General features: G+C 49.1%; 18 protein-coding genes. 9 read left to right on the forward strand and 9 right to left on the reverse strand.

The genetic code is table 11. The annotated features are described in order from the left end of the window. Positions 1-152 precede the first annotated feature (152 nt). The 4 genes from ACTHS8_RS03620 to hda form a co-directional block, all read right to left on the reverse strand. Positions 153-938, reverse strand: coding sequence for an endonuclease/exonuclease/phosphatase family protein (locus tag ACTHS8_RS03620; RefSeq protein WP_440372995.1), 786 nt, complete (start codon positions 936-938; stop codon positions 153-155). Positions 939-1,095: 157 nt separating this feature from the next. Next, entirely contained in the window at positions 1,096-1,410 is a 315-nt protein-coding gene (locus ACTHS8_RS03625) for a TonB family protein (protein ID WP_004519868.1), read from the reverse strand. Positions 1,411-1,469: 59 nt separating this feature from the next. Then, complete coding sequence (locus tag ACTHS8_RS03630; RefSeq protein WP_295861491.1) at positions 1,470-2,138, reverse strand: HAD family hydrolase; 669 nt, start codon at positions 2,136-2,138, stop codon at positions 1,470-1,472. Continuing rightward, positions 2,135-2,803, reverse strand: coding sequence for a DnaA regulatory inactivator Hda (hda, locus tag ACTHS8_RS03635; protein WP_440372996.1), 669 nt, complete (start codon positions 2,801-2,803; stop codon positions 2,135-2,137). The genes ACTHS8_RS03630 and hda overlap by 4 nt, the downstream gene beginning before the upstream one ends. Positions 2,804-3,033: 230 nt before the next feature. Between hda and ACTHS8_RS03640 the strand changes: the two genes are divergently transcribed. Genes ACTHS8_RS03640 through ACTHS8_RS03655 form a run of 4 tightly spaced genes read left to right on the forward strand, consistent with a single transcriptional unit; the run spans position 3,034 to position 7,303 of the window. Further along, positions 3,034-3,672, forward strand: coding sequence for a DedA family protein (locus tag ACTHS8_RS03640; RefSeq protein WP_440372997.1), 639 nt, complete (start codon positions 3,034-3,036; stop codon positions 3,670-3,672). Positions 3,673-3,718: 46 nt separating this feature from the next. Beyond that, positions 3,719-5,155, forward strand: coding sequence for an MBOAT family O-acyltransferase (locus ACTHS8_RS03645; RefSeq protein WP_440372998.1), 1,437 nt, complete (start codon positions 3,719-3,721; stop codon positions 5,153-5,155). Positions 5,156-5,165: 10 nt separating this feature from the next. After that, positions 5,166-6,194, forward strand: coding sequence for a peptidoglycan O-acetyltransferase PatB (patB, locus tag ACTHS8_RS03650; RefSeq protein WP_440372999.1), 1,029 nt, complete (start codon positions 5,166-5,168; stop codon positions 6,192-6,194). Continuing rightward, positions 6,191-7,303 carry an SGNH/GDSL hydrolase family protein gene (locus ACTHS8_RS03655; RefSeq protein WP_440373000.1) on the forward strand — a complete coding sequence of 371 codons (1,113 nt, stop codon included), beginning with the start codon at positions 6,191-6,193 and terminating at the stop codon, positions 7,301-7,303. The genes patB and ACTHS8_RS03655 overlap by 4 nt, the downstream gene beginning before the upstream one ends. Positions 7,304-7,410: 107 nt before the next feature. On the opposite strand, the gene ACTHS8_RS03660 is transcribed toward ACTHS8_RS03655, so the two are convergent. After that, a complete protein-coding gene (locus tag ACTHS8_RS03660; RefSeq protein WP_440373001.1) occupies positions 7,411-8,001 on the reverse strand; it encodes a LemA family protein in 591 nt (196 codons plus the stop codon). 141 nt (positions 8,002-8,142) lie between these two features. Next, on the reverse strand, positions 8,143-9,231 hold the full coding sequence (locus tag ACTHS8_RS03665; RefSeq protein WP_440373002.1) for a metallophosphoesterase: 1,089 nt from the start codon (positions 9,229-9,231) through the stop codon (positions 8,143-8,145). A 103-nt stretch (positions 9,232-9,334) separates the two neighbouring features. Here ACTHS8_RS03665 and ACTHS8_RS03670 point away from each other — a divergent pair, with 103 nt between their 5' ends. The 4 genes from ACTHS8_RS03670 (at position 9,335) to recB (ending at position 19,939) form a co-directional block, all read left to right on the forward strand. Beyond that, positions 9,335-10,243, forward strand: coding sequence for a Dyp-type peroxidase (locus ACTHS8_RS03670; RefSeq protein WP_440373003.1), 909 nt, complete (start codon positions 9,335-9,337; stop codon positions 10,241-10,243). A gap of 212 nt (positions 10,244-10,455) precedes the next feature. Continuing rightward, positions 10,456-12,123, forward strand: coding sequence for a ShlB/FhaC/HecB family hemolysin secretion/activation protein (locus ACTHS8_RS03675; protein ID WP_440373004.1), 1,668 nt, complete (start codon positions 10,456-10,458; stop codon positions 12,121-12,123). A 255-nt stretch (positions 12,124-12,378) separates the two neighbouring features. Next, a complete protein-coding gene (locus tag ACTHS8_RS03680; protein ID WP_440373005.1) occupies positions 12,379-16,137 on the forward strand; it encodes a beta strand repeat-containing protein in 3,759 nt (1,252 codons plus the stop codon). Positions 16,138-16,282: 145 nt separating this feature from the next. Then, positions 16,283-19,939, forward strand: coding sequence for an exodeoxyribonuclease V subunit beta (gene recB / locus ACTHS8_RS03685; protein WP_440373006.1), 3,657 nt, complete (start codon positions 16,283-16,285; stop codon positions 19,937-19,939). A 59-nt stretch (positions 19,940-19,998) separates the two neighbouring features. Here recB and ACTHS8_RS03690 read toward each other — a convergent pair whose 3' ends face one another. From ACTHS8_RS03690 to ACTHS8_RS03700, 3 genes are all read right to left on the reverse strand, one after another. Continuing rightward, on the reverse strand, positions 19,999-20,730 hold the full coding sequence (locus tag ACTHS8_RS03690; protein WP_440373007.1) for a phosphoadenylyl-sulfate reductase: 732 nt from the start codon (positions 20,728-20,730) through the stop codon (positions 19,999-20,001). A gap of 115 nt (positions 20,731-20,845) precedes the next feature. Then, a complete protein-coding gene (gene dinB, locus ACTHS8_RS03695) occupies positions 20,846-21,904 on the reverse strand; it encodes a DNA polymerase IV (RefSeq protein ID WP_440373008.1) in 1,059 nt (352 codons plus the stop codon). 77 nt (positions 21,905-21,981) lie between these two features. Beyond that, on the reverse strand, positions 21,982-23,031 hold the full coding sequence (locus ACTHS8_RS03700; RefSeq protein WP_440373064.1) for a sulfate ABC transporter substrate-binding protein: 1,050 nt from the start codon (positions 23,029-23,031) through the stop codon (positions 21,982-21,984). A gap of 387 nt (positions 23,032-23,418) precedes the next feature. On the opposite strand from ACTHS8_RS03700, the gene ACTHS8_RS03705 reads away from it, so the two are divergent. Continuing rightward, on the forward strand, positions 23,419-24,255 hold the full coding sequence (locus ACTHS8_RS03705) for a DUF4198 domain-containing protein (RefSeq protein WP_440373009.1): 837 nt from the start codon (positions 23,419-23,421) through the stop codon (positions 24,253-24,255). Positions 24,256-24,274: the final 19 nt, after the last annotated feature.

Consider the following 24,274-nt stretch of genomic DNA (forward strand, 5'->3'; position numbering starts at 1 on the left):
ACTTTTGATATAAAAGGGTTTGCGCTTTTTTTTATAAACTTAAACAGGCCGTCTGAAAAATTTCAGACGGCCTGTTTTTATATCAAATATATCTGAGTGAAAAACTTTTTCTTTCGATACATTCCAAATAGTTTTTTAAAAAAATTTCAGCCTTACATTTTTCTATCTGATTTCATATTCATTTTACGATGAGGTCTAACCGTTACACTCAATGGCAGATGATCTGACAAATGCTGCCAGTCTTTACTGTTGTGGATTTCAGAATCGATGACATCAAGATTGCGCGTGTAAATGCGGTCGAGGCTGAGGATGGGCAGGCGCGAAGGGAAGGTTTTGGGGCGTTTGCCTGTATTATCGACAAATACTTCGTTCAAATCTAATGCCCTGCCCAGCTCACGCGCTGATTTCTGCCGCCAGTCATTGAAATCGCCGGCGATAATCAACGGGCTTTCCGGACGAATGTATCGGCCAACGTAGTCGCTGATGGCGCGGTATTGTTTGAGGCGGTCCGGCTCACGCAAGTTGAGGTGGACACACAAACACACCAGCGGATCTTCCCAGCCTTCAGGCACGACTTCGCAATGCAACAGGCCGCGTTGTTCGAGTTTGTTGACGCTGATGTTGAGGTTGTTTTCCATTTTCAGCGGCAGGCGGCTGAGAATGGCGTTGCCGTGGTGGCGTTTGGGATAGACGGCATTTTTGCCGTAGCTGCGATGATAATCGAGGCTGTCGCCGATGATGTCGTAATGCGGCGCATCGGGGAAGTCGGTACGGCGGCTTCTGTTGAGATGTTGTCCTTGGACTTCTTGTAAAAACAAAACGTCCGAACCCAATGCACCCAGCGCGTCAGCCATGCGGTTGACCTGCACTTTGCGGTTGAGCGCAGACATGCCTTTGTGCATATTGTAGGAAGTGATGGTAACTGGACGGGGAGACATGATGTGTGATGAAGCGGTTTATTTGTTTCAGTATAGCACCGGAACGTGTGGTTTTACGGCAATTTTGGTTATACTTGTTTAAAGAATAAAACGGCGTTTCGATAGGGAATTTCCCAATCAAAACGCCTTCTGTTTTTCAGACGGCCTTACGTCCAAATCAGTTGTTGATTACTTCAACATTGGTTTCAAAAGTAACGGTATGTTGGTATTTAGATGCGGTTTTGCGTTTCGGATAAGGATATTTGGAAACGCTTTTCACTGCGCGTTCGTCCATTTCAGGATTGCCGCTGGATTGAATGATATTCACGCGGTCAACATCGCCGGCAGGAGTTGTGAAGACATCCATCAAAACGGTTTTAACGCTGCCGTTTTGCGCTTTCATGGCTTCCAGAGTTTCTGTATCGGCTGCTTGTGCGGTACCGAATACAGCGGCAAACAACAGGGCTGAGGCGAGGAGTTTAGTCGTTTTCATGTTTTAGTCCTTATTAGGGTTATGGTTAGGTTAAATATTTCAGACGGCCTGATTCGTCGTTATTTGAAATTCAAAATCGGCCAACCTTTTGCTTTGGCTTCTTTTTCCAGCTCGGCATCCGGATTGACGGCGACAGGTTCGTCCACGATACGCAGCAACGGCAAATCGTTTTTGGAGTCGCTGTAAAAATAAACCTTACCGTAGCTTTCAAAGGTTTCGCCGCGCTCGGCAAGCCATTGGTTCAATCGGGTAATCTTGCCTTCTTTCAGGCTGGGCGTACCGATATAGTTGCCGGTATATCGGCCGTCTTCACCGGTTTCAAGCTGTGTGCCGATAACATTGTGAATACCGAAAAGATGGCAGATTGGGGTAATGATAAATTCGTTAGTCGAAGAAATAACCAACATTTCGTCGCCCGCCATTTGATGGCTTTGCACCAACATACGCTGCATCGGAGAAATATGCGGAACAATATATTCGGCCATAAACTCACGATGAAACTCAGCCAATTCTTCCTTACTGAAACGGGCTAAAGGCGCGAGATGGAATTTAAGGAAGGCATCGATATCAAGACAACCGTTTTGATAGTCTTGGTAGAACTTTTCATTTTGCGCCTCGGTTTCAGCCGCATCGACTATGCCCTTTTTAATCAGATATTGCGGCCAGGAGTGATCTGAATCGGTATTGATTAAGGTATTGTCGAGGTCGAAAATGGCAAGGTTTTTCATTGGGTTTCCTGTTGTTTTAAAAGCTGGCGCAAAAGCGGCAAAGTAATGCGCTTGCCCATCATAACGGCGTAATTATCGAGGGTATCGAGCATTTGCATCAGGCTGTCCATATCGCGCCGCCAATGGTTCAGCAGGTATTCGAAAATTTCCGTATCGATGGTTACCTGACGGGCGGCCGCCATGCTGGCGAGCGCATCGATTTTTTCCCGGTCGCTCAGCGGTTTGACTTCGTAAACCAAGCAATACGCCATACGTGTGCGCAGGTCTTCGCGGATAACAAGCTGCTGCGGCGTATATTCGGAACTCAAAAGCAAAAAGCCTTTGCCGCTGTTGCGGAAGCGGTTGAAGATGGCAAACAGTAAAGCCTGTTCTTCATTATTAAGCTTTTCGATTTGGTCAATGGCGAGATATTCCGCGTCCAAAGCGGCTTCTGTCAGCGGCGTGGCGGCGGCATCAATATAAATAGCATTTCGTCCGGCATCGAGCGCCTGTGCAACCCACGCCCGCAAGAGATGGCTTTTGCCTGCGCCTTCTTCGCCCCAAACATAGATAAATTGCCCATGTCTGTGCTGCAACACATACACCAGCTCGGCATTTTCTGTTCCCAGAAATTTGTCGAAGCCGGGATAATCATGGCTGGCAAAATCGAAGATGAGCTGGTTCACAAAGGCGCACCGGTTAGGTTGAAATCGGCTTTATTCTACGTTGTTTTGCCGTCCACCATCAAGGATAAAGGCCGTCTGAAGCCTATACCTGCAACATATCTGCACTTCTAAACATATCTTGACGCGCTTACAGCATTGGTTTTATTCCGCTTTGGTTTTACAATGTCGAACTTCTCGCCGAAACATTTGTCTGTTCTTTTTCAGACGGCCTTTTTATTTGGGAAACCCTCGTGATTTCTACCCTTATTGATTTCATCCTCCATATCGACCAACACCTTGTCCACCTCTCCGACCAATACGGCCCGTGGATTTACGCAATTTTGTTTGTTGTGATTTTCTGCGAAACCGGTTTGGTCGTAACACCATTTTTACCCGGCGACTCGCTGCTGTTTGCCGCCGGCGGTATTGCAGCCATCGGCGGCATGAACATCCACATCATGGTATTGCTGCTCTTGACGGCCGCCATTTTAGGCGATGCGGCCAACTTTATGATTGGCAAGTATTTTGGACAAAAACTGTTTGCCAACCCGAATTCCAAAATTTTCCGACGTTCGTATTTGGAAAAAACCCATGCGTTCTATGAAAAACACGGTGGCAAAACCATTATCATTGCCCGCTTTGTGCCGATTGTGCGGACGTTTGCACCATTTGTCGCAGGCATGGGCGATATGCACTACGGGACATTTATCCGTTACAACATTATCGGCGCAGTGTTGTGGGTATTATCGTTTTCCTATGCAGGCTACTTCTTCGCCAATATCCCCGTCGTCAAAAACAATTTGGGCTTAGTCATGGCGGCAATCATCGTGATTTCGATTTTACCTGCGGTAGTCGAAGTCATCCGTGCAAAACTTAACGCCAAAAAATAACAATCAATCGAAAAGTTTGAAAGTTTAAACACATCAAGGAATTGTCATGCCGTTGCTGTCTATTGAGTTTGCGGTATTCTTTATCGTATTTTTGCCAGTGTACTGGGCATTTGCACGTTTGCCGCAAGTTCAAAACGTTTTACTTTTGGTTGCCGGACTGGGCTGGCTTTACCGTATCGACCCCATTTTTGCCGCGCTGATTTTGGTTTACTCGTCTGTGGTTTACCTGATCAGTGTGCTGATGTTTTCTGAAAACGAGAATATCCGCAAATTTTGGCTGGGTTGCGGTATTTCGGCGGCATTGACTGTTTTGTGTTTCTTCAAATATTTCGATTTTTTCCGCCCGATTATTCAGCAATATACGGGGCAAAGCGCCGTCATCGACATTATTTTGCCCTTGGGCTTGTCTTATTACACTTTCCAATCGCTGGCTTACTTGGTGTATTGCTACCGCGAGCCTAAAGGAGATCGTTTTGAATGGCACGAGCTCCTGCTTCATCTGAGCTTCTTCCCCACCATCACATCCGGCCCGATTATCCGTGCGGCTGCTTTTAAAAGTATAGATGGAGAACAGGCGGGGGCATTGGTGCAAATCCGCACCAAACAGGCACGCCAGCTGATTTATCCGGCTTTGGCGGTCGGCCTGATTGTATTGGGCATTGCTAAAAAATGGTGGCTTGCCGGCGTATTGGCGGAAGGCTGGGTATCACCTGTTTTTGAAAATCCGGCCCAGTTCGACGGCTGGGGCGTGTTGTCTGCGATTTATGGCTACACCTTCCAACTCTTTTTCGACTTTTCCGGCTACTCGGATTTGGTCATCGGCTTGGCCATGCTACTCGGCTTCCAGCTGCCGAAAAACTTTGCCGCGCCGCTTCGCGCCATCAACATCCGCGACTTCTGGGACAGATGGCACATCAGCCTGTCCACTTGGATTCGCGACTATATCTATATCCCTTTGGGCGGCAGCAAAAAAGGCTTCGGACGCACCCAGCTCAATCTGATGATTGCCATGTTGCTTTCCGGCATTTGGCATGGCTACGGCTGGAGCTTTTTGATTTGGGGTGCGCTGCACGGTGCGGCTTTGGTGTTCCTGAACTGCGGCGATAAAATCGTCGGCCGCAATGCCTTAGGCCGTCTGAAAATCGGCAAACCGCTTGCCTGGCTGTTTACCTTCCATTTCGTTTGTTTCGCTTTTGTCGTGTTCAACAGCGCAACGCTTGCCGATACGGAAATGCTGTTCAGCGCATTATTTGCCAATGACAAAGGTTGGAACGCGCCTCTGCCGACCGACCTTATGTTGTTGGGTGCATTTGCACTGATGCTTTTACTATACCCGTATTTGCTTCGCCTATTTGAAGTATCGGTAAAAGGCTTGGACAAACTGCCTGCATGGCTGTGGTTTATTCCCATCACGCTTATCCTCGCCCTGATTATCGTCTTCGCCCCGTCCGGCATTCCCGGCTTTATTTACGCCAACTTCTAAGGAGCAGAACATGAAACGCTTTATCTCCCTGTTTGTTTCTATTCTGCTCAGTGCGGTTGCGCTGACGTGGTTTGCCCAAAACTCCATCAATGCCTATTGGCAGCAAACCTATCATGAGAACAGTCCGCTTGAGCCTTTATCCGAATATGCTTGGTGGCGTATTGGTGCAGATTGGCAACAAAAAGCCTACGAATTTTCAGATGGCCTAAAAGCTTCACTGGAAACAGAAGACGCTTTGGCTTCGGAAGACTCTGGCATTGAAACAGCAAGGCCGTCTGAAAATACGGAAAACATTGAAGTATCGGACAATCAAAAAGACCCTGCTGCTTCCGATGTGGCTAACAATACGGATACCGCAGACAGCGAGCCAAGCAATCAGACTGATCAGTTAGCAACGCAGGTCGTATTGAAAAAAGGCAACAAAGTTTTCTTTGCCGGCGACTCGCTGATGCAGGGCGTTGCACCTTTCGTACAAAAACACCTCAAGCAAGAATATGGCGTACAATCGGTCAACCTCAGCAAACAAAGTACCGGTTTGTCCTACCCCAATTTCTTCGACTGGCCGAAAACCATCGAACAAACTTTGCAAAAAGAACCCGACATCCGCGTTTTGGTTGTATTCTTAGGCCCTAACGACCCTTGGGATTTCCCGATGGGTAAAAAATACCTGAAGTTCGCCTCCCCCGAATGGGAGGCAGAATACCTCAGCCGCGTCCGCCGTATTCTTGATGCAGCCTCCGCACATGATGTCCAAGTCATTTGGCTGGGCATTCCTTACATGAAAAAAGCCAAGCTCAACGAACAGATGCGCTACCTCGACAAAATCCTGTCGGGTACAGTGTCGCCTCAAGCCATTTGGCTGCCGACCGACAAACTGTTGAGCAACGGCGCAGAAGAATATGCCGACTCTGTCAAAGTAGATGGAAAAATCATCCGTTATCGCAGCAAGGACGGCATTCACTTTTCCGCAGAAGGCCAAAAACTACTAGCCGAAAAAATTATGGAAAAAATTAATTTTACACACGATACACAACCATGAAATTGAATAAAACCTTACTCCTCACGCTTCTTGCACTCCCTATGACCGCCTGCGCTGCCGATGACGGCCTATTAAGCAACTACGGCTCAAACCGCCCTGCCTGGCTGAACAAACTGCAACAGCTCAACAATACTTCAGACGGCAAATTCCGCATTATTCAAGTCGGCGACTCACACACCGCCGGCGACTATTTCACCGACCGCCTGCGCCGCCGTTTGCAACAAAAATGGGGTAACGGCGGCATCGGTTGGGTTTACCCCAACACCGTCAAAGGCCAGCGCATGGCAACCGTCCGTTACAGCGGCAGCGGTTGGAACACCATCAGCAGCCGCAAATCACACAGCGATTTCTCTTTCGGCGGCATTGAAGCACGCGCCGACGGCGGCAGCGTTACCTTAAGCGCAGCCGACGGCAGCATGGATACGCAACAAATCTCCATCTTCGGCAAACCGGTTTGGTCCGAGCAAACCCTGATTGTCAACGGCCGCGAAATCCCAGCCAAACAAAACGGCTGGCAACTGTTGCATACCAACGCATCCCTGCCGATGACCCTCAGCAGCAGCATGCCTTGGCAAATCGGCTTCATTAATATCGAACGCCCCGGACGCGGCGTAACCGTTTCCGCCATGGGCATCAACGGCGCTCAATTGTCCCAATGGTCAAAATGGCGGCCGGGCATGTGGGAAGATTTGGCACAAACCAAAGCCGATTTAATCATCCTTGCCTACGGTACCAATGAAGCCTTTTCCGGCAACCTCGATATTTCCTCTACCGAACGGACATGGCGCAACTATATCCGTCAAATCAAAAACACCCTGCCCAACGCAGGCATCCTGATCCTCGGCGCGCCGGAATCTTTGAAAACCGCCTACGGCAGCTGCGGCAACCGCCCCGTATTGCTCAGCGAAGTACAACAAATGCAGCAACGCATCGCCCGTGACGAAAAAATCATGTTCTGGTCTTGGCAAGATGCAATGGGCGGCGCATGCAGCATGAAAAACTGGATGGCGCAAGGCTTGGCAGCCAAAGACGGCGTTCACTTCTCCGCACAAGGCTATGAAACTGCAGCCGATAAGCTTGCCGACAGCCTGATCCGCTTTGCCCAATAAATTGGCAAAAGCCTAAGTGCTTTTCATTAATAGTACACAAAAGGCCGTCTGAAATTCATTTTTCAGACGGCCTTTTGTTTATCGCTTATTCAGCAAACTGCTTATTTTTAAGCCAATATATTGCTACTCATTCGTTGCGTTTGATTTTCTGTAAAACGAACCAAACTTGCCTGCTTGTCAAAACCCAATGGCTTGGCGACAAGGCGGTTGGGCAATTTGTTTAAATGGTGGTTGTAGCTTCCGGCTCTACGGTTGTAAGCACGGCGTGCCGATGCGACTTCTGCTTCTGCAGCACCCAGCATTTCCATCAAACCGGCCAATTTCTCATCAGGATGTTGTTTCAAAAGGCTGTTGACGGAGGTTTGTAATTTTTTCAGCGCATGATTCAATGCTGTTTCGGCTTCGCACAGATGTTTGATTTTGGATTCGGAAAATGTTTTGGCAGTTTGCACCAATGCGGTTTCAACTTCGGCACACATCTGCTGAACGTTGTGATCCGATGCAATGCCCTGCTCTTGCAGGTGTTTGCTGTATGCATCCAATACATGACGGACGGCCTGATGTCGGCAGTCAAGCGCAATGCGCAAAGAGACAAAGGATTCGCGACAGTCTTTTTTGCGGTCTTTCAACTGTTGTTTGAAATACAATAAGACAGCGGCGATTGATACGAAGATAAGTGCAAGACTGATAATGCCCATAGTGAGTTCCCTAGTTATGATGCCACTCATATCGGTGGCTGATTTTATTAACATCGATTATAATCCAATTTCAATATTTTTCCCAATTTTCATAAAAAAGGCCGTCTGAAATTCAGACGGCCTGAAGTTTATATTTTTATTTCAATGCTTTGACTTGATGTCGATAACCCACACTTCTGATTGCGAACCCAAACGCAGGGGAATACCCCAGAAGCCGTAGCCTGAAGTGGTGAAGAAATGGCCGTTGCCGATTGCTTCATAACCATAAGCGAGACGATAAAGCGTACGGACGATAAGGTTGGCGGGGGCTACTTGGCCGTTGTGGACATGGCCGGAAACCTGCACATCAATCGGCAGCCGGGCATGGGCTTCGATTGAAGTAGGACGGTGGTCCATCAATAAAACCGGTAATTGGGTATTTTGACCTTCTAAAAGCTGCTCCGCACTGGGACGCTTGCGATCCAAATCATCGCTCCGCCCTACCAGCAACACACCATTTACTTCCAAAACCTGATTGGCCAAAACCGTCAAGCCTGCAGCTTCCAATTCATGTTTGATACGCTTCTGATCGCGGAACCAGTCATGATTGCCCAAAGTGGCATAAACGCCCATCGGCGCAGTCAGCTTCTGCAAATGCGGTTTCATGTTTTCTTTCAAGTACGCGTCGACGGTATCGTCCATCAAATCGCCCGGCAGCAACACCATATCGACTTGTTCCTGCTTCATAATGTCCGTCAGCTTGTCCAATTGACGTGCGCCGAACAAAATCCCCAAGTGCAAATCACTGGCCACGCCGATACGTAGCGGCTTATCCATTTTCTTATTGATGAATACAGTCTGATGGCGGACCACGGGCGTATAGGCGTTATACATCCCCAAACCGAGCAAACCGATCACAAACAAAAGCGCAAACAGCCTCAGGCTTCGAGAAAGCGGTTGGCGTGCCACAAAACGGCGCAGCAAAAGATACAGGATAAATGTCGCCAGCGCGGCATACATCACAAACAGCAAGATCACCATCCAAAACGCCACCACGCGGAACATCATATGCCCCAATTCCAGCAGTAAGCCGACCAATAAGCCGTTTGTAATGAAATAGGAAATACCCATCAGCCAACGCCTGCCGACTTTGCCAATCCAAGGCGCAAACAGCCATTGCAGCGAACGCCCAAGCCCGAATGTAAACACTTGCAACAGAATGACGCTCACAAAAAACATCTTGCCAAACATGCCTTTCCGCCCTAAAAAATCAAAAGGCAGATTTTAGGCCGTCTGAAACTTTCAGTGTATAATCCCCCACGTAAAAACCCATAATATTTTGAAAGGAATCATCATGAGCCACCCTCAATCAGCTATTATTCCTGATCACGCACAAGCCGGTATTTTTATCGAAGCAGACATTTCAGACGGCCGCAACGAAGACATCAAATCTGCCTGCCGTCTTTCTTTGGAATCCTTGGCCAAACTGAAAACTCGTTTTCCGAATGATATTTTGGGTTTGACCATTGCTTTTGGCAGCCGCGCATGGCAATCGTTCGGCCATACTGACGAAGGCAGAGAAATCAAACCTTTCCCTGAATTGGGCAACGGCCTCGCCCCCTCCACCCAACACGATCTCTATATCCACATTCAAGCCACCGAGCAAAAAGCCGCCTATGCCTTGGCTCAATCTGTTTTGGGCGCATTCGGCGACAGCATCCGTGTAGCCACTGAAGAACACGGCCTGCGCCTATATGAAGACCGCGGCTTGGACGGTTTTGTCGATGGCACGGAAAATCCGCAAGGGGATGACAATGTACGCAATGTCGCCATTATTCCCGAAGGCAAGCCGGATGCCGGCGGCAGCTATGTTTTGCTGCAAAAATACCTGCACGATTTGAAAAAATGGGATGCCGTTCCTACTGCCGAACAAGAAGCCAGCGTGGGCCGCAGCAAAGAAACCAATGACGAATTCAGCAAAGACGTGCGCCTGCCAGACTCCCATCTCGGCCGCGTCAATGTCAAAGAAAACGGTGTTGGCTTGAAAATTGTCCGCCGCAGCCTGCCCTTCGGCAAAATCAGCGGCGAACACGGTTTGATGTTCACTTCCTATTGCAACACGCTGCACAATATTGAAGTTCAGCTGCTCAATATGTTCGGCGATGCAGACGGCAAAACCGACTTACTGCTGAAATATTTGTCTAAAGCCGTATCAGGTGCTTACTACTACGCACCTTCTATCGAGCGTTTGCAAAATCTTTAACGGCTCACAGGCCGTCTGAAAAAAACCTGCCTTTTCAAAGGCAGGTTTTTGTTATTTAAATTCCCTTAATACTTTTATGGTATCATCATAGAAATTTATCCTATCATTGCTTAATAAACCCTGATTACAGACAACGATAAAAACCGATACGCCCCAAGCAGCTATTTTCGATAAAATAAACCCAATTATTATCCCTATAAAATTACGACACCATGTATAAATCCCGCCTTCTTCCCCTGCCCGTATTGATTCTCTCCGCGCTAAACGCCTATGCGGCCAATACGCCGAATCCGCTTGATCAAATCGATAAAAACGTACCCAATCAATTCGACAAAGACTTCCGCGACAATCTCGATCAGATTCATTCGGTCGAAATCCAAAAACGCGAGCAGTCGGCATGGGATTTACAGAAAAAACAAGATAATGACGCGGTTGCACAAGAGGTGCCGTCTGAAAACAATACCAAATGCTTGGATTACACCGGTATCGAGCTTTCCGGCATTACCCTTATCGATTCTCAAAAGATTGAAGCCAAGTTACCCAAATGCATCAATCAAAACAACATCAACCAACTGAACCGGGACATCGTTGCCAAGTATATCGCTCAAGGCTATCCGCACACGCAAATCAAATTTGAAACCACGCCTGAACGCGTCCTGAAATTGGCAGTCATCGAAGGCAAAATCCGTGAGATTACCGGCGGCTCCCGTACGGTCAACGTCGACACCCTCTTCCCCAATCATCAAGGCAAACCGCTAAACATCCAATACCTCGACCAAGGTATCGAACAGGCAAACCATGTTGTCGGCAACAACGTCAGCATCGATGTTTATCCGCATGATGACGGTACTGCCTCCATCCAACTCAACAACGATGCCCAAAAACATTGGGGCGGTAGCGTCACCATCGACAATAAAGGCAGTAAACCCAATACCACGACACTGCGCGGCAGCCTGAATATCGGCAGCCCGTTGGGATTGAGCGACTCCCTTTATCTAAACGGCTATACCAATCTAAACAACCACGACAGCCATTACAGTCGCGGCGGCAGTATGTTCTACCAAGTTCCTTATGGCGCATGGACATTCAGCACTTACGCCGCCGCGTCACAATCGCAAAGCATCTTAACGCCCAGCGTGACCCGCTATGCCTACCGCTCCAAATCCAAAGCAGCAGGAATCAAATCAGACCGCGTATTCTCACGCAGTCAAAAACACATTACCTCCGCCTATGCCGGCATCGATTATGTGAAACAGACTGCAAAATTTGCCGACAGCAAACTGGAATTGCAAAGCCCGGAAATCTATTCGGCACAAGTCGGCCTGTCGCATACAGCCATCCTGCCAAACGGCATTTGGCTCAACAATATCGGCGTGGAACAAGGGTTTGCGAAAAATACCGAACATACGCCGTTCGACAAGCGTTATACCTCTGTATCCTTGCAAAGCAATTTGATTCAAAACCGTCCATTGGGTAAATGGATCGTGCGCAACCATCACCAAATCGATGCCCAATATAGTCCGCATGATTTGTTTGCCGCCAAAGAAATGGACATCGTCGGCTATCAAAATGTACGCGGTTTCCGTTCGACTTCTTTGAGCGCAAACAGCGCAGTCCTGTTAAGCAATACCGTTTATTTCCGCCGCAATACGCCCCACGGCATCTATATCGAGCCTTATCTGGGCGCAGACATCGGCGTTGCCAAAAATAACAACGAAGGTTCACAACGCGCCATGGGTGTGGTTGCAGGTTTGAATTTGGGCAAGGCGGACAAATGGCAACTTTCTGCCGATTATGGCAAAGGTTTTGCGCGCATGCCCAACCAATCAAACAGCGAAATACAGGATCATGTGACCGTTTCTTTGCGCATTCCATTTTAAAGTTATGTAAATATATATCCTTTTATCCAATATATAAACCGCCCATCTTAACATTATTAATTTTCTATTAATATCAATAAGATGGGCGGTTTTTATTTGCATTTGAAATAGTGCACACAAGGCCATACTGGTGGTATGATTGTAAAAAATTTCATAACAATGTTAATACATTCAAAAATTTCCTCAACAGAAATCCAATACCCGATATGGGATTTCTGATTCAATCTCCATCACGATAAATAAGGATTAAAATCCATGAAAATCGACACTTTATATCAGCCTAAGCTCTCAGCTTCCGGCAAAGTAACTGTCGCCGTGTGCTTTGCATTCCTGGGAAATGCAGCGGTAGCGGCCAATATCGAAGCCATCGGCCAAACTTCGGTACAGCAGCAACACAATGTCGACATCGTCAACATTGCCGCACCGACGGCCCAAGGTCTTTCTCACAACCAATATAACAAGTACAACGTTTCCCAACACGGCGCTGTTTTGAATAACGCCCTGTCCGCCGGTAAATCCCAACTGGCCGGAAACCTATCTGCCAACAAAAACTTCCAAGGTCAGGCCGCATCTGTGATCTTGAACGAAGTGGTCAGCAAAAACCCTTCCCTGATTTTGGGTCAGCAAGAGATCTTCGGTATTGCCGCAGACTATGTTTTGGCAAACCCTAACGGCATTACCCATAACGGCGGCAGCATCCTGAATGCCAACCGCGCATCCTTGGTTGTCGGTACACCAACCGTTTCAGACGGCGCGTTGAAATCTTTCCATATCAGCGACAATGGCAAACAGCTACAAGTAAACGGCAATTTGAGCGGCAATCGCGTGGTTGACCTGCTCGCGCCGCAAGTTGTGGTCGGCAAATCAGCCAACGTCAATGCCGCCGACGCCATCAACGTTTCTTCAGGCAAAAGCAACTTCGACTACAAAACCGCACAAATCGAAGCCTTGGACGCAGCTTCAAATGCGCCGGTTCTTGACGGCCATATCTTCGGCAGTATGCGCGCCGGTACCATCCGCATCCACGCGACCGACAAACGCGCCAAACAAAACATTCAAAACGCCGCCATTACCGGCACCCGCTACCTGAATATCGACAGCAAAGGCAACCTGAGCATCCAGTCCGCCAACCTAACCGGCGCACAAATGGAATTGTTTGCCCGCGATACCGATATCAAAGGCACGGTTACCAGCCATTCCGCCAACAAATCTTCCAGCGGCAAAGAAGCGCAAAATGTTCAGCACTTCCGTTCAGACCGCAACAAAACGGAAACCTTTACCGCCAGCAATATCAATGCATCCGAGTCATTGACTCTGAACAACAGCGGCAGCCTCAACTTAAGCGCGGCCAACATCAATGCCGGCGCCCTGACCGCCTCTGCCACAGGCAACATCAATTCTAACGCGGTAAAAACCACCAATCGTACAGAATCCGACCACACTCAAAGCAAAGGCCTTTGGTACAACAACAACCTGAGTTCTTCTGTTGACGAAAGCCTGCATCAAACTAAAATCAATGCCGGCTCTGTCAATATCGCCACCACCGGCAAAGTCCAATTGGACGCAACCGAACTGAACTCGGCTGCCAATGCACGCATTGCCGCCCAACAAGGCATCGTATTGAGCAGCAACAGCGAAACCGACAGCAGCTCGACTTATATCAGCTTCAAAAACGAAACTGCCGCGCTGAAAACCGGTATCGCTACAAAATCTTCCAAAAACTCTACCGCCCATGAAACCAAAATCTCCGCAGCCGGTGATATCGGTTTGATTTCCGAAGGCGATTTGAGCACTTACGGCGCAAGCATCGCGGCAAACGGCAATGTCGTTACCGATGTCAACAACATCAACTTGGGTACGCAAACCACCATCAACACCAGCAGCCTTGATGACCAGAAAAAATACTGGGGCGGCCTGTTCGGCGGTGAAAGCCAAGTTCAAAACAACCGTACCGAAAACCTGCACGGCAGCAGCATTACTGCCAACTCAAACGTAGTCTTGGGTGCAAAAAACGGCGTCAACGTTTACGGCAGTACCGTTGAAGGCCAAGCCGGTACATTCGTCAGCTCCAAAGCAGGCAATGTCGATATTAAAAACGCCACCAGCACCGATACTTCCGCACAAAGCGCGCGTAAAGGTACGATTTTCAATATCACGACCTCTAAAACCAGCAGCAACAGCAGCATTGAAAAAGTAACCGGTTCTACCCTGGTTTCTAATGCCGACCTGACCGTTGTTTCCAACAAAGACATCAATGTGATCGGCTCTGCATTGTTTGCGGCACAAAAACTGCAACTGGCTTCCGCAGGCGATTTGACCATCGATGCTGCCAAAGCGGTAGAAAACCAACAGGTCAACGAGTATTCTATCAAAGGCTACTCCGGTACTGAAACCAATAAAGAAAACGGCAGCGTGACTGCCAAAGCCGGTATCAAATTCACCGATACCCACACCGACACCCATTCTGTCGGCCTGAGCGGCAGCATTTTGACCGGTAAAAACACCCAGTTGTCTTCCAACTCAAACGTTACCGTCAGCGGCAGCCAAGTCAACGGCGAAGAATCCGTCAACATTTCCGCAGCCAATGACGTCAATGTTGTTGCCTCCAAAGGCAGCAGCACAGTAACCGAGTCCGGCCGCGTAACTGATTTGGGCGTATCTGCCACTGCATACGGAAAAAATAACGCCGCAGGCGTCGGCGTATCTGTCGGCATTACCAGCACCAAAACGGATGCAACAACCGTAACGGACACATCCCATGTATCCAACATCAACACCGGCGGCAACACCACCATCACTGCCAACGGCAATATTAATCAAGAAGGTACCGTGATTAATGCGACCGGCAATGTGATTGAGTCTGCCAAAAACGTTACCCATGCGGCGGCACACAGCGGCGCGAAATCCGATGTGAAACAAAATGGCGGCGGTTTGGTCGTTTCTGCCGGCATCAGCACCAACAAAGGCATCGGCGGTGAAATCACTGCGCAAGGTCAAGGCAACTCTTCGACCCACAATGAATCCACTGCAACCGTCACCACCATCAACGCAGGCAATGCCATCGTTTTGGCAAATGACAAAGTGTCTGATGAAGGTACAAAATACGATGTGACCGGTGCGATCAACATTGACGCAGGTTCATACCACAACACTGCCGCCCACAACACCAGCAACAGCAGCAGCAAACAAGGCGGCGCTTCTTTGACTATCGGCGCATACACCAAAGATGGTTCAAACGTTGATGTGAATGCCAACCTGAACGTCAACTACGCTGATGAAAACAAAAAAGAATCTACCGCCGTTAAAGGCGATATGAATGCTACCAATGTTGTCATCAACGCCAAAGACTCTGCTGAAATCGCATCCAACATTACTGCCAACAACAACGTCAACATTACCGCAGGCAACGGCGTAACCTTCACCGAGTCAGCCAATACTGCCTCCAACCAAGGTACAGCCGTTAATGTCGGTATCGGCGCTGGTGCGACAATCAATGTTGAAACCGGTGTTGCCGTTCCTCACGTCAATGGCTCTGTCGGCGTCAACAAAACCGATAACGCTTCTTCTACCGCCACAGGCGCAAATGTAGCGGCCGGCAACGATATTAAAATCAATGCCAACAACGGCGACGTCAACCTGCACAGTACCAACTTGGTATCCAACAACTCCGTTGAAGTAGAAGGCAACAAAGTCAATACTTCCGGCGCGATCAGCAGCGTTAACGAAAAAAATCTGACCGTCAATGTCAACGGCAGCTACGCTTCAGGCAAACCAAACGGCGGCATCAACGCCAAAGGTAAAAACGAAGCCAACGTAACCAATACGGCAAACACCATCCAAAGCGACAATGTTGTTATTACTACCGGCTCTCCAACCGGTTTGAACGTCAACAATACGACCATCAACGGTAATAATGTTGCGTACTATTATGACGACAGTAAAGCTCCTGCGGCGAACCGTTATACCTACCGTCCTCGCCAACCAAGCTACGCCAAACGCCGTTTGCGCTACTAAGATGCACTACTAAAATCATTTAGATAGCCATTAAGACATGCCGTCTGAAAACAGAAAGTTTTCAGACGGCATTTTTATCATCAATGCAAAACGACGCACTATCTCTGTTATGATAATGCCTCGCTAATATTATTCCGTTCCCACCATGTCTTCCGCCCTTCCTTTTGATGCGCTTACACTTTCCATCGACGGCACCAACCTCATCGAAGCTTCTGCCGGTACGGGTAAAACCTACGGCATTGCCGCGCTCTTTACCCGACTGATTGTTTTAGAAAAAAAAGACATCGAGAAAATTCTGGTCGTTACCTTTACCAAAGCGGCAACAGCAGAACTGAAAACCCGTTTGCGCGCGCGTTTGGACGAAGTGTTGCAGATTTTGAACGAAATTCAAACCTTGGGCGGCAAGCCGGAACATATTTCAGACGGCCTGAACAAATATTACGAAAAAGAGAAAAAATCTCCCGATGACTTTCTCAATCGTTTGATTCCTTTGGCTTTAGGTGAGCAAGATGGACAAGAAAGCTGCCATCGCCTGATTCTCCGCCTCAAAGCCGCGCTGAGCCAGTTTGACAACGCATCGATTTACACCATCCACGGCTTCTGTCAGCGCGTCTTGCGCGATTACGCATTTTTGTGCGGCGCGCCTTTGGATGTCGAGCTGTCGGACGACTCTCGCGAGAGGCTGCTGATTCCTGCGCAGGATTTTTGGCGGCAGAAAGTGGCAACCGATGCCACATTGGCACAATTGGTTTTTGACCGGAAATGCACCCCTGAAAAAATGCTTGCCGAAATCAAAAGCTATACCGGCCGCCCCTATCTGAAATTCAGACGGCCTAAAGGCAATTTGAAAGAAGCTCAAACCAACCTTCAAGAAACATGGCAAAAAGTTTGCGGCCAGTTGAAAGACCTGGAAAAAGCATTCTGGGCAATCTTGCCCAAACTTAATGGCCAGACCTACAAAAGAAATACCTTTGAAAATGTTTTTACCGATTTAAAAACAAACGCCGAATCCAACCGCCTGCCCCGCCTGAACAAACAAATCCTAGGAAAACTAAACCATTTCAGTATCGACACGCTCAACAGCAAACTAAAAAAAGAATATAAAGCCGATGCCGATGCGCCGGAAATTATTCAGCTGCAAGCCTTAGCCAATCTCGGTCGTGATTTGCAGGCAATGGAAAACTCGGAAGAAGCGGCCTTCATCTGCCTGCAACTTGATCTCCTTTCCTACATCAACCAATCCATCGCCGAACAAAAAAAATCACGCCGCGAGCGCGTGTTTGACGATTTGCTGCTGGATGTCCATCAGGCATTGACCACCAATGAACACGGCAACACATTGGCAAAAGTGGCGGCGGCAAACTGGGAAATCGCGCTGATTGACGAATTCCAAGATACCGACCCGCTGCAATACGAAATTTTCCGCCAAATTTTTATCGAACAAGGCTGCCCGCTGTTTCTCGTTGGCGACCCCAAGCAGGCGATTTACAGCTTTCGTGGTGCGGACATTTACGCCTATCTGCAAGCCGCGCAAGATGCGGACAGGCATTACACCCTCGCCGTCAACTACCGCAGCCATGCCAAGCTGATTAACGGCATCAGTGCCTTGTTCAAACAAAAAAAACATCCCTTTGTGTTGGAAAACATCGATTACAGCAATGTCTCCGCCAGCCGCGCCGAAAGTCGGCTGTCGCCACACCGCCCCGCCATCCAAGTGCGCTGGCTCAATACGGACGATCAAACCAACAAAGATATTTTGCGCGGCCGTGCCGCCGAATATTGCGCCGATGAAATTGCCTTTGCGCTCAATGAAGCAGCCGAAGGCCGTCTGAACTTCAAAGGCCGCGCGTTGGAATCCGGCGATATTGCCGTCTTGGTGCGCACCAACAACGAAGCGGCAATGATTGCCGGAAAACTGAAACAGCGCCGTATCCAAAGCGTGTTGCTGTCGCGCCAGTCCGTTTTCGATTCCGCCGAGGCCGACTCGCTGTCCGCGCTGATCGGCTTTTGGCTCAACCCAAGGCAAACCAACTGGCTGCGCTTTGTCTTGACCGGCGTTTTGTTCGGCTATACCGCCAAAGAGATTTACGAACTCAACCACAACGAACACCAGCTGCTGAAATGGCTGGAGTCGTCTGCCGAGGCCATGGGAAAATGGCGGAAAGGCGGCATTTTTGCCGCCGTGCAGCAGTTTGCCGCCCTACATGACATCGAAACACGCCTGCTCAAAGGCGGCAACGAACGCAGCCTGACCAACTACTACCAAATTCTGGAGCTTTTGTCCGAAGAAGACAGCCAAAGCCGCAACCCTGCCGCCCTGCATAAATGGTTAAACGAACAAATCAGCCGTGCGCGCAGCGGCCATTTCCCGTCAGACGCACAAACCATCCGTCTTGAAAGCGACGAAAAACTGGTCAAAATTGTTACCATGCACGCGTCGAAAGGTTTGCAATATCCTTTGGTTTACTGCCCCTTCGCATGGGATACCAAAGACAATTCCAAAGAAAACTGGAAAATCCTACATACTGAAAGCCATGAAACCGAGCTGCTGGCAACATCGCAAACCTCGGAAGCAGAACTAAGCCACCTTGCCGACGAAAAGACGGCAGAAGATTTACGCCTGCTTTATGTCGCCCTTACCCGCGCCGAAGAACAGCTCAACATCTACGCCGCCGCCAACAAAAACTGTACGCCAAACAATCCTTTTGCCTATCTGCTCGAGGGTTTGCCGGATGCCGACCGCGAAAGCGTCAGCCAAAGCTATAAAAGCGCGACAGACGTTGTCGAAATGCTCAAAACCAACTGGCAACGCTTTATCACAAACGCGCCCAAAAATACGGAGTTTGCCTTCACGGAAGAAGCCCCGCCGGAAACCGTCTACCAATACAGCCGCCAGCAAGACCAAGCTTTTAGCGCTCATAGCATTAAACGCCGCGATTTTGACTTTATCCGCCACACCAGCTTTACCGGTTTGAGCCGACACACCAAGTCAACCGACGAACAACACGAGCCTTTGCAACCTGCCATCGACCCGGCAGAAAGCGCAGACCGTGCCATGCCGTCTGAAAACCTGCCGTCCCCACTTTCAGACGGCCTCGATATCCATCATTTCCCCCGCGGCACCAATGCCGGCGTATGTTTGCATGAAATGTTGGAAAAACTCGACTTCGCCGGCTCAGCCGAGAGCCAATCCGAAATGATTGCCGAAGTTTTACAACGCCACAGCTTTGAAGACAAATGGCTGCCGACGGTAAGCGCCATGCTCGACACCTGCCGCCTGACGCCTTTAATCGGTGAGAGCCTGTCGCAGATTCCGCCGACCCGACGCCTGCCCGAAATGGGGTTCACCCTGTACATGGACGATTTCAAACTGGACGACTTGCGCCGTTGGTTTGCCTCAAGCGAAGCAAACCTGCCACCCGAATGCGTCCAAGCCGCGCAACTGCTTGATTTCCATGATTTGCAAGGCTATTTAAACGGCTTTATCGATATGGTTTGCCAAGATTCAGACGGCAATGTCGTTTTAATCGACTATAAATCCAACCATTTGGGCAACGATGCAAGCGCCTACACGCAACAGGCGATGAACGAAGCTGTGGCACATCATCACTACTACCTGCAGGCCCTGATCTACGCCGTTGCCATTGCGCGCTACTATGCCCTGCGCGGCAAGCCGTTGCCCAAAATCGCCATCCGCTACCTCTTCCTGCGCGGCATGGACGGCTCGGATCAAGGTATTTGGAAATGGGACATCGATACCGCCCTGCTTTCCACTTTCGTTGAACGAAAAACAAATTCTTGATAAATCATTTTGTTAAACCGTCAAAAAGGCCGTCTAAAACGTTTTCAGACGACCTTTGATTATTTGTGCAAACCGCATTCCTTACTGTCTTTGCTTTCCCACCACCATCGCCCGGCACGGATATTTTCGCCCAGCTTAACCGGACGCGTGCAGGGTTCGCACCCAATGCTGGGATAGCCTTGATGATACAGCGCATTGAGCGGAACTTGGTGCTCGTATGCATATGCCCAAACATCCTGCTCTTCCCAATCGAAAATAGGATTGAATTTGGCAATGTTGCGGCCAGTATCCAGCTCTTCAAAATTCAATTCGCTGCGCGTTTCGGACTGGCTGCAGCGTTGTCCGGTCAGCCATGCGGGGGCGTTGTGCAAAGCGCGGTTGAGCGGTTCGATTTTGCGGATATGGCAGCAACGGCGGCGCAACTCGACGCTGTCGTACATCGCGGCCGTGCCAAACTCCGCTTCAAATTCGGCAGCGGTTTGTCGGTTGGGATAAAACACTTCCAATTCGGTTTGATAGCGCGCATTGGTTTCGGCAATCAACGCAGCGGTTTCGGGATTGAGTTTGCCCGTATTGAGCGTGATGATGCGGATGGGCAGTTTCAGACGGCACACGGCATCGGTAATGACCATATCTTCAACCGCAAGGCTGGATGCGAACACAGCTTGCGGATAGCGTACGGCAATGTCTTGCAAACGGCGCTCCAAAGCAGCCGCCAACTCAGGCAGGCGGCTGCGTTCGGCATCGCTGATTTCGGGGATTTTCCAGAATTGTGGGCGGAATAAAGACATGGCTGGTTGTTCCTAATAGTTTTCAGACGGCCTGTTTAAACGGCTGCCGATATGGTTATGGAACAATATTGTCCTGCGCCCTATCTTCAAACGGAAAGAATGCTTTTCTATTTCTTTATAACCAAAGTGTCTGCTGCTGGTTTTTCGGCAGCAAATGACTCACGCCGATACCGATCAGGCGGAAGGCGTCTTCGCGTTGCGGCGGTATGCGTTGCAACAAAGTATGCGCCGCCTGAAGCAGTGAGGCGCTGTCGGGCAGGATGGAAGAATACGTCAGCGAACGCGTGATAATGCGGAAATCGTGGGTTTTGAGTTTGAGGGTAACGCCTTTGGCTTCGACGTTTTTGCGTTCGATCTGCCGCCAGAGATCTTCGGCAAGGTGCGGCAAATGGCTTGAAGCCTGCGCCAAAGACAAATCTTCGGGCAAGGTGATTTCGGTTGAGATTTGCAGGCGTTCGCGTTCGGCTTTAACAGGCCGCTCGTCAATACCGCGTGCCAAATCGTAAAGGCGGTAGCCGTAGCGGCCGAAATGGTTTAAAAGTTCGCCGCGCTCAAAACGGCGCAAATCTCCGGCAGTCTGCATACCGAGGGCATTCATCTTTTTCAGCGTGACTTTGCCGACACCGGGAATCTTACCCAATGGCAGGCTCTCCAAAAACGCCATGATTTTTTGCGGCGGCAGCACAAACTGCCCGTTCGGCTTGCGCCAGTCGGAAGCGATTTTGGCCAAAAACTTATTGGGTGCGATGCCTGCGGAGGCTGTCAAACCGGTTTCTTCAAAAATTTCGGCACGAATGCGTTTGGCTACCTCGCTGGCGTACGGGATATTTTCAAAATTTCGGGTAACATCCAAATAGGCTTCGTCCAAAGACAAAGGCTCGATCAAATCGGTATAACGCCGAAACACGGCATGAATCTGCGCCGAAACTTGGCGGTACAAATCAAAATGCGGCGGCACAAACACCGCCTGCGGACACAGCCTTTTCGCCGTCGCCACCGACATAGCCGAGTGCAAACCAAATTTGCGCGCTTCATAAGAAGCGGCACAAATAACCGACCGCGTACCGTCCCACGCCACAACGACGGGCAGCCCTTTCAGGTGAGGCTGCTCGCGCAGTTCTACCGAAGCGTAGAATGCGTCCATATCGATATGGATGATTTTGCGTTGGGACATGGGAAAAGATGGATAAGAAAAAGGCTTATTGTAACAAAAGGCCGTCTGAAGTTTCAGACGGCCTCTATGTTTAAGCCTTATTTTTTACTGGAAAGCTGGTCAAATAATCCGCCGTCGGCAAAGAATTTTTTCATGATTTCTGCCCACGTGCCAAATTTCTCATTCGGATTGAACGTCTCAATTTCAGGGAAATCGGCTTTGTGTTTCGCCAATACTTCGGCGTTGCGCGGACGCAGGTAAAGATTGGCGGCCAACTCTTGAGCCGGTTCGCTCCAGAGGTTTTGCAGATAGGCTTCGGCAGCGGCGCGTGTGCCTTTTTTGTCGACTACGCTGTCCACGACGGCAACCGGCGCTTCGGAAAGAATGGTGTAGCTTGGATAGACAATTTCAAACTGGTCTTGGGTCAACTTTTTGCTGACATAGTTGGCTTCATTTTCAAAAGTAACCAAGACATCGCCGATATTGCGTTGGCTGAAGGTCGTCGTTGCCGCGCGGCCGCCGTTTTCAAACACAGGCGTGTTTTTCAGCAATACGGCCACAAAATCTTTGGTTTTGCCTTCATCGCCGTTATTGACTTTCAAACCATAACCGTACGCACCCAAAAAGGCGTAGCGGCCGTTGCCGGTGGTTTTCGGGTTCGCCAAAACGATTTGCACGCCGTCTTTGGCCAAATCGCCCCAGTCTTGGATGTGTTTCGGATTACCTTTGCGCACCAAGAAAACGACGTTGCTGGTATAAGGCACGGCATTGTCCGGCAGGCGCGTGTTCCAATTGGCTTTGACCAAACCTTTTTTCACCAAAAGCTCGATATCGGAAGTCTGGTTCATGGTCACCACATCGGCAGCCAAACCGTTAGCGACAGCCAAAGCCTGCTTGCTGGAGCCGCCGTGCGACTGTTGGACTTCAACCGTCTGTCCGCCGTTTTTTGCGGCAAACTCTTTTACAAATAAAGGATTGTATTCTTTATAAAAATCGCGGGCGACATCGTAGGAGACGTTCAGCAATTTGACTTCGCCCCCCTTACCTCCGGCAGCTTGAGAGGCATTGTCGGCGGATTGTTCGGCTTTTGGCGAGCACGCGCTCAAAGCCAGCGCGGCGGTCAATGCGGCAAAAGAAAGCGTACGGATATTCATGGTCGGCTCCTGTTAAAAATATGGGAGCACTTTATCGGGATTGGATGCAAACTGGAAATAATGTTTGCTTTCTCGTTTATCAGTTTTGGTTATATACAATCCGGGCGGAAGTCGGGAAAAAATGCCCACTCAAATACACATTATAATAAATTGCATATACATCAATCAGATAAAGATTAAAGCAGCTATTTATACAAGATAAACATACGTTGCAAGCAGCATTATCTAATACGTCAGGCCGTCTGAAAATCCAATATAAATAATTATTTATAATTAAAAAATATAATCCTTTTTGTTTACAAAAAATGCAAATAAGAGTAATGTTTCTACTCGCCAAAATACAAGGCCTTTCATTCAACAACAAAATGGAGTGTAGAAACTATGAAACAATGGATGCTTTTAGGATTGCTGGGATTGGGCGCAGCGGCGCAGGCGCACGATGTTTGGGTGGCCGCACCGACACATCAGCCTGCTGGCCAAATCCTGCATGCGGATTTGGGTTACAGCCATGACTTCCCCAATGTCGAAAAAATCGCCGACGACCGCGTGCATATTTTCAAACCGCTGCAATTGACCGGCAGCTCAAAGAAAACCGTTGATTTGGTAAATAAAGGCGAAAACTATCAATACGTTTCCAAAGCCGCTTTGCCTGAAGGCTCCTACTGGGTCAGCGCAACCTACAAACCGACTTTCTGGTCGAAAAACCAAGACGGCTGGAAACAGCAAACCTTGAAACAGCTGGCCGGTTCAACCTATTGCGAACAATCGCAAATGTTCGGAAAGAGCTTTGTCCAAGTGGGCAACGGCGCAGTTGATGAAGCTGTGTTGACCCGCCCTATCGGCCAAGAGCTGGAACTTGTTCCGCTGAAAAATCCGAACGAAGTCAAAGCCGGCGGTATTTTGCCGGTCAAAGTCCTGTACAAAGGCGAGCCTTTGGTTAAAGCCACCGTTACCGCCAGCTCGGACACTTTGGCCGAAATGGACTTGGAATCAACCCATGACCACCGCGAGCCTCAAGGCTTCTCCGGCAAAACCGATAAAAACGGCGTGGTCAATGTGATTACGTTGATTGACGGCTTGTGGAAAATCAAAGTGGTGAACGAGACCGATTACAGCGATAAAAGCGTATGCCAACAAGACAAAGCTTATGCAACGCTGATCGTACCTGTCGGCACCAAACGCGCGGCTGCACGCCATGCCCACCATCATCAACATTAACAGCCATTAAAAAAGGCCG

The organism is Neisseria sp. P0016.S008, assembly GCF_051957775.1.
In the GTDB taxonomy this organism is placed as follows: domain Bacteria; phylum Pseudomonadota; class Gammaproteobacteria; order Burkholderiales; family Neisseriaceae; genus Neisseria; species Neisseria flavescens_B.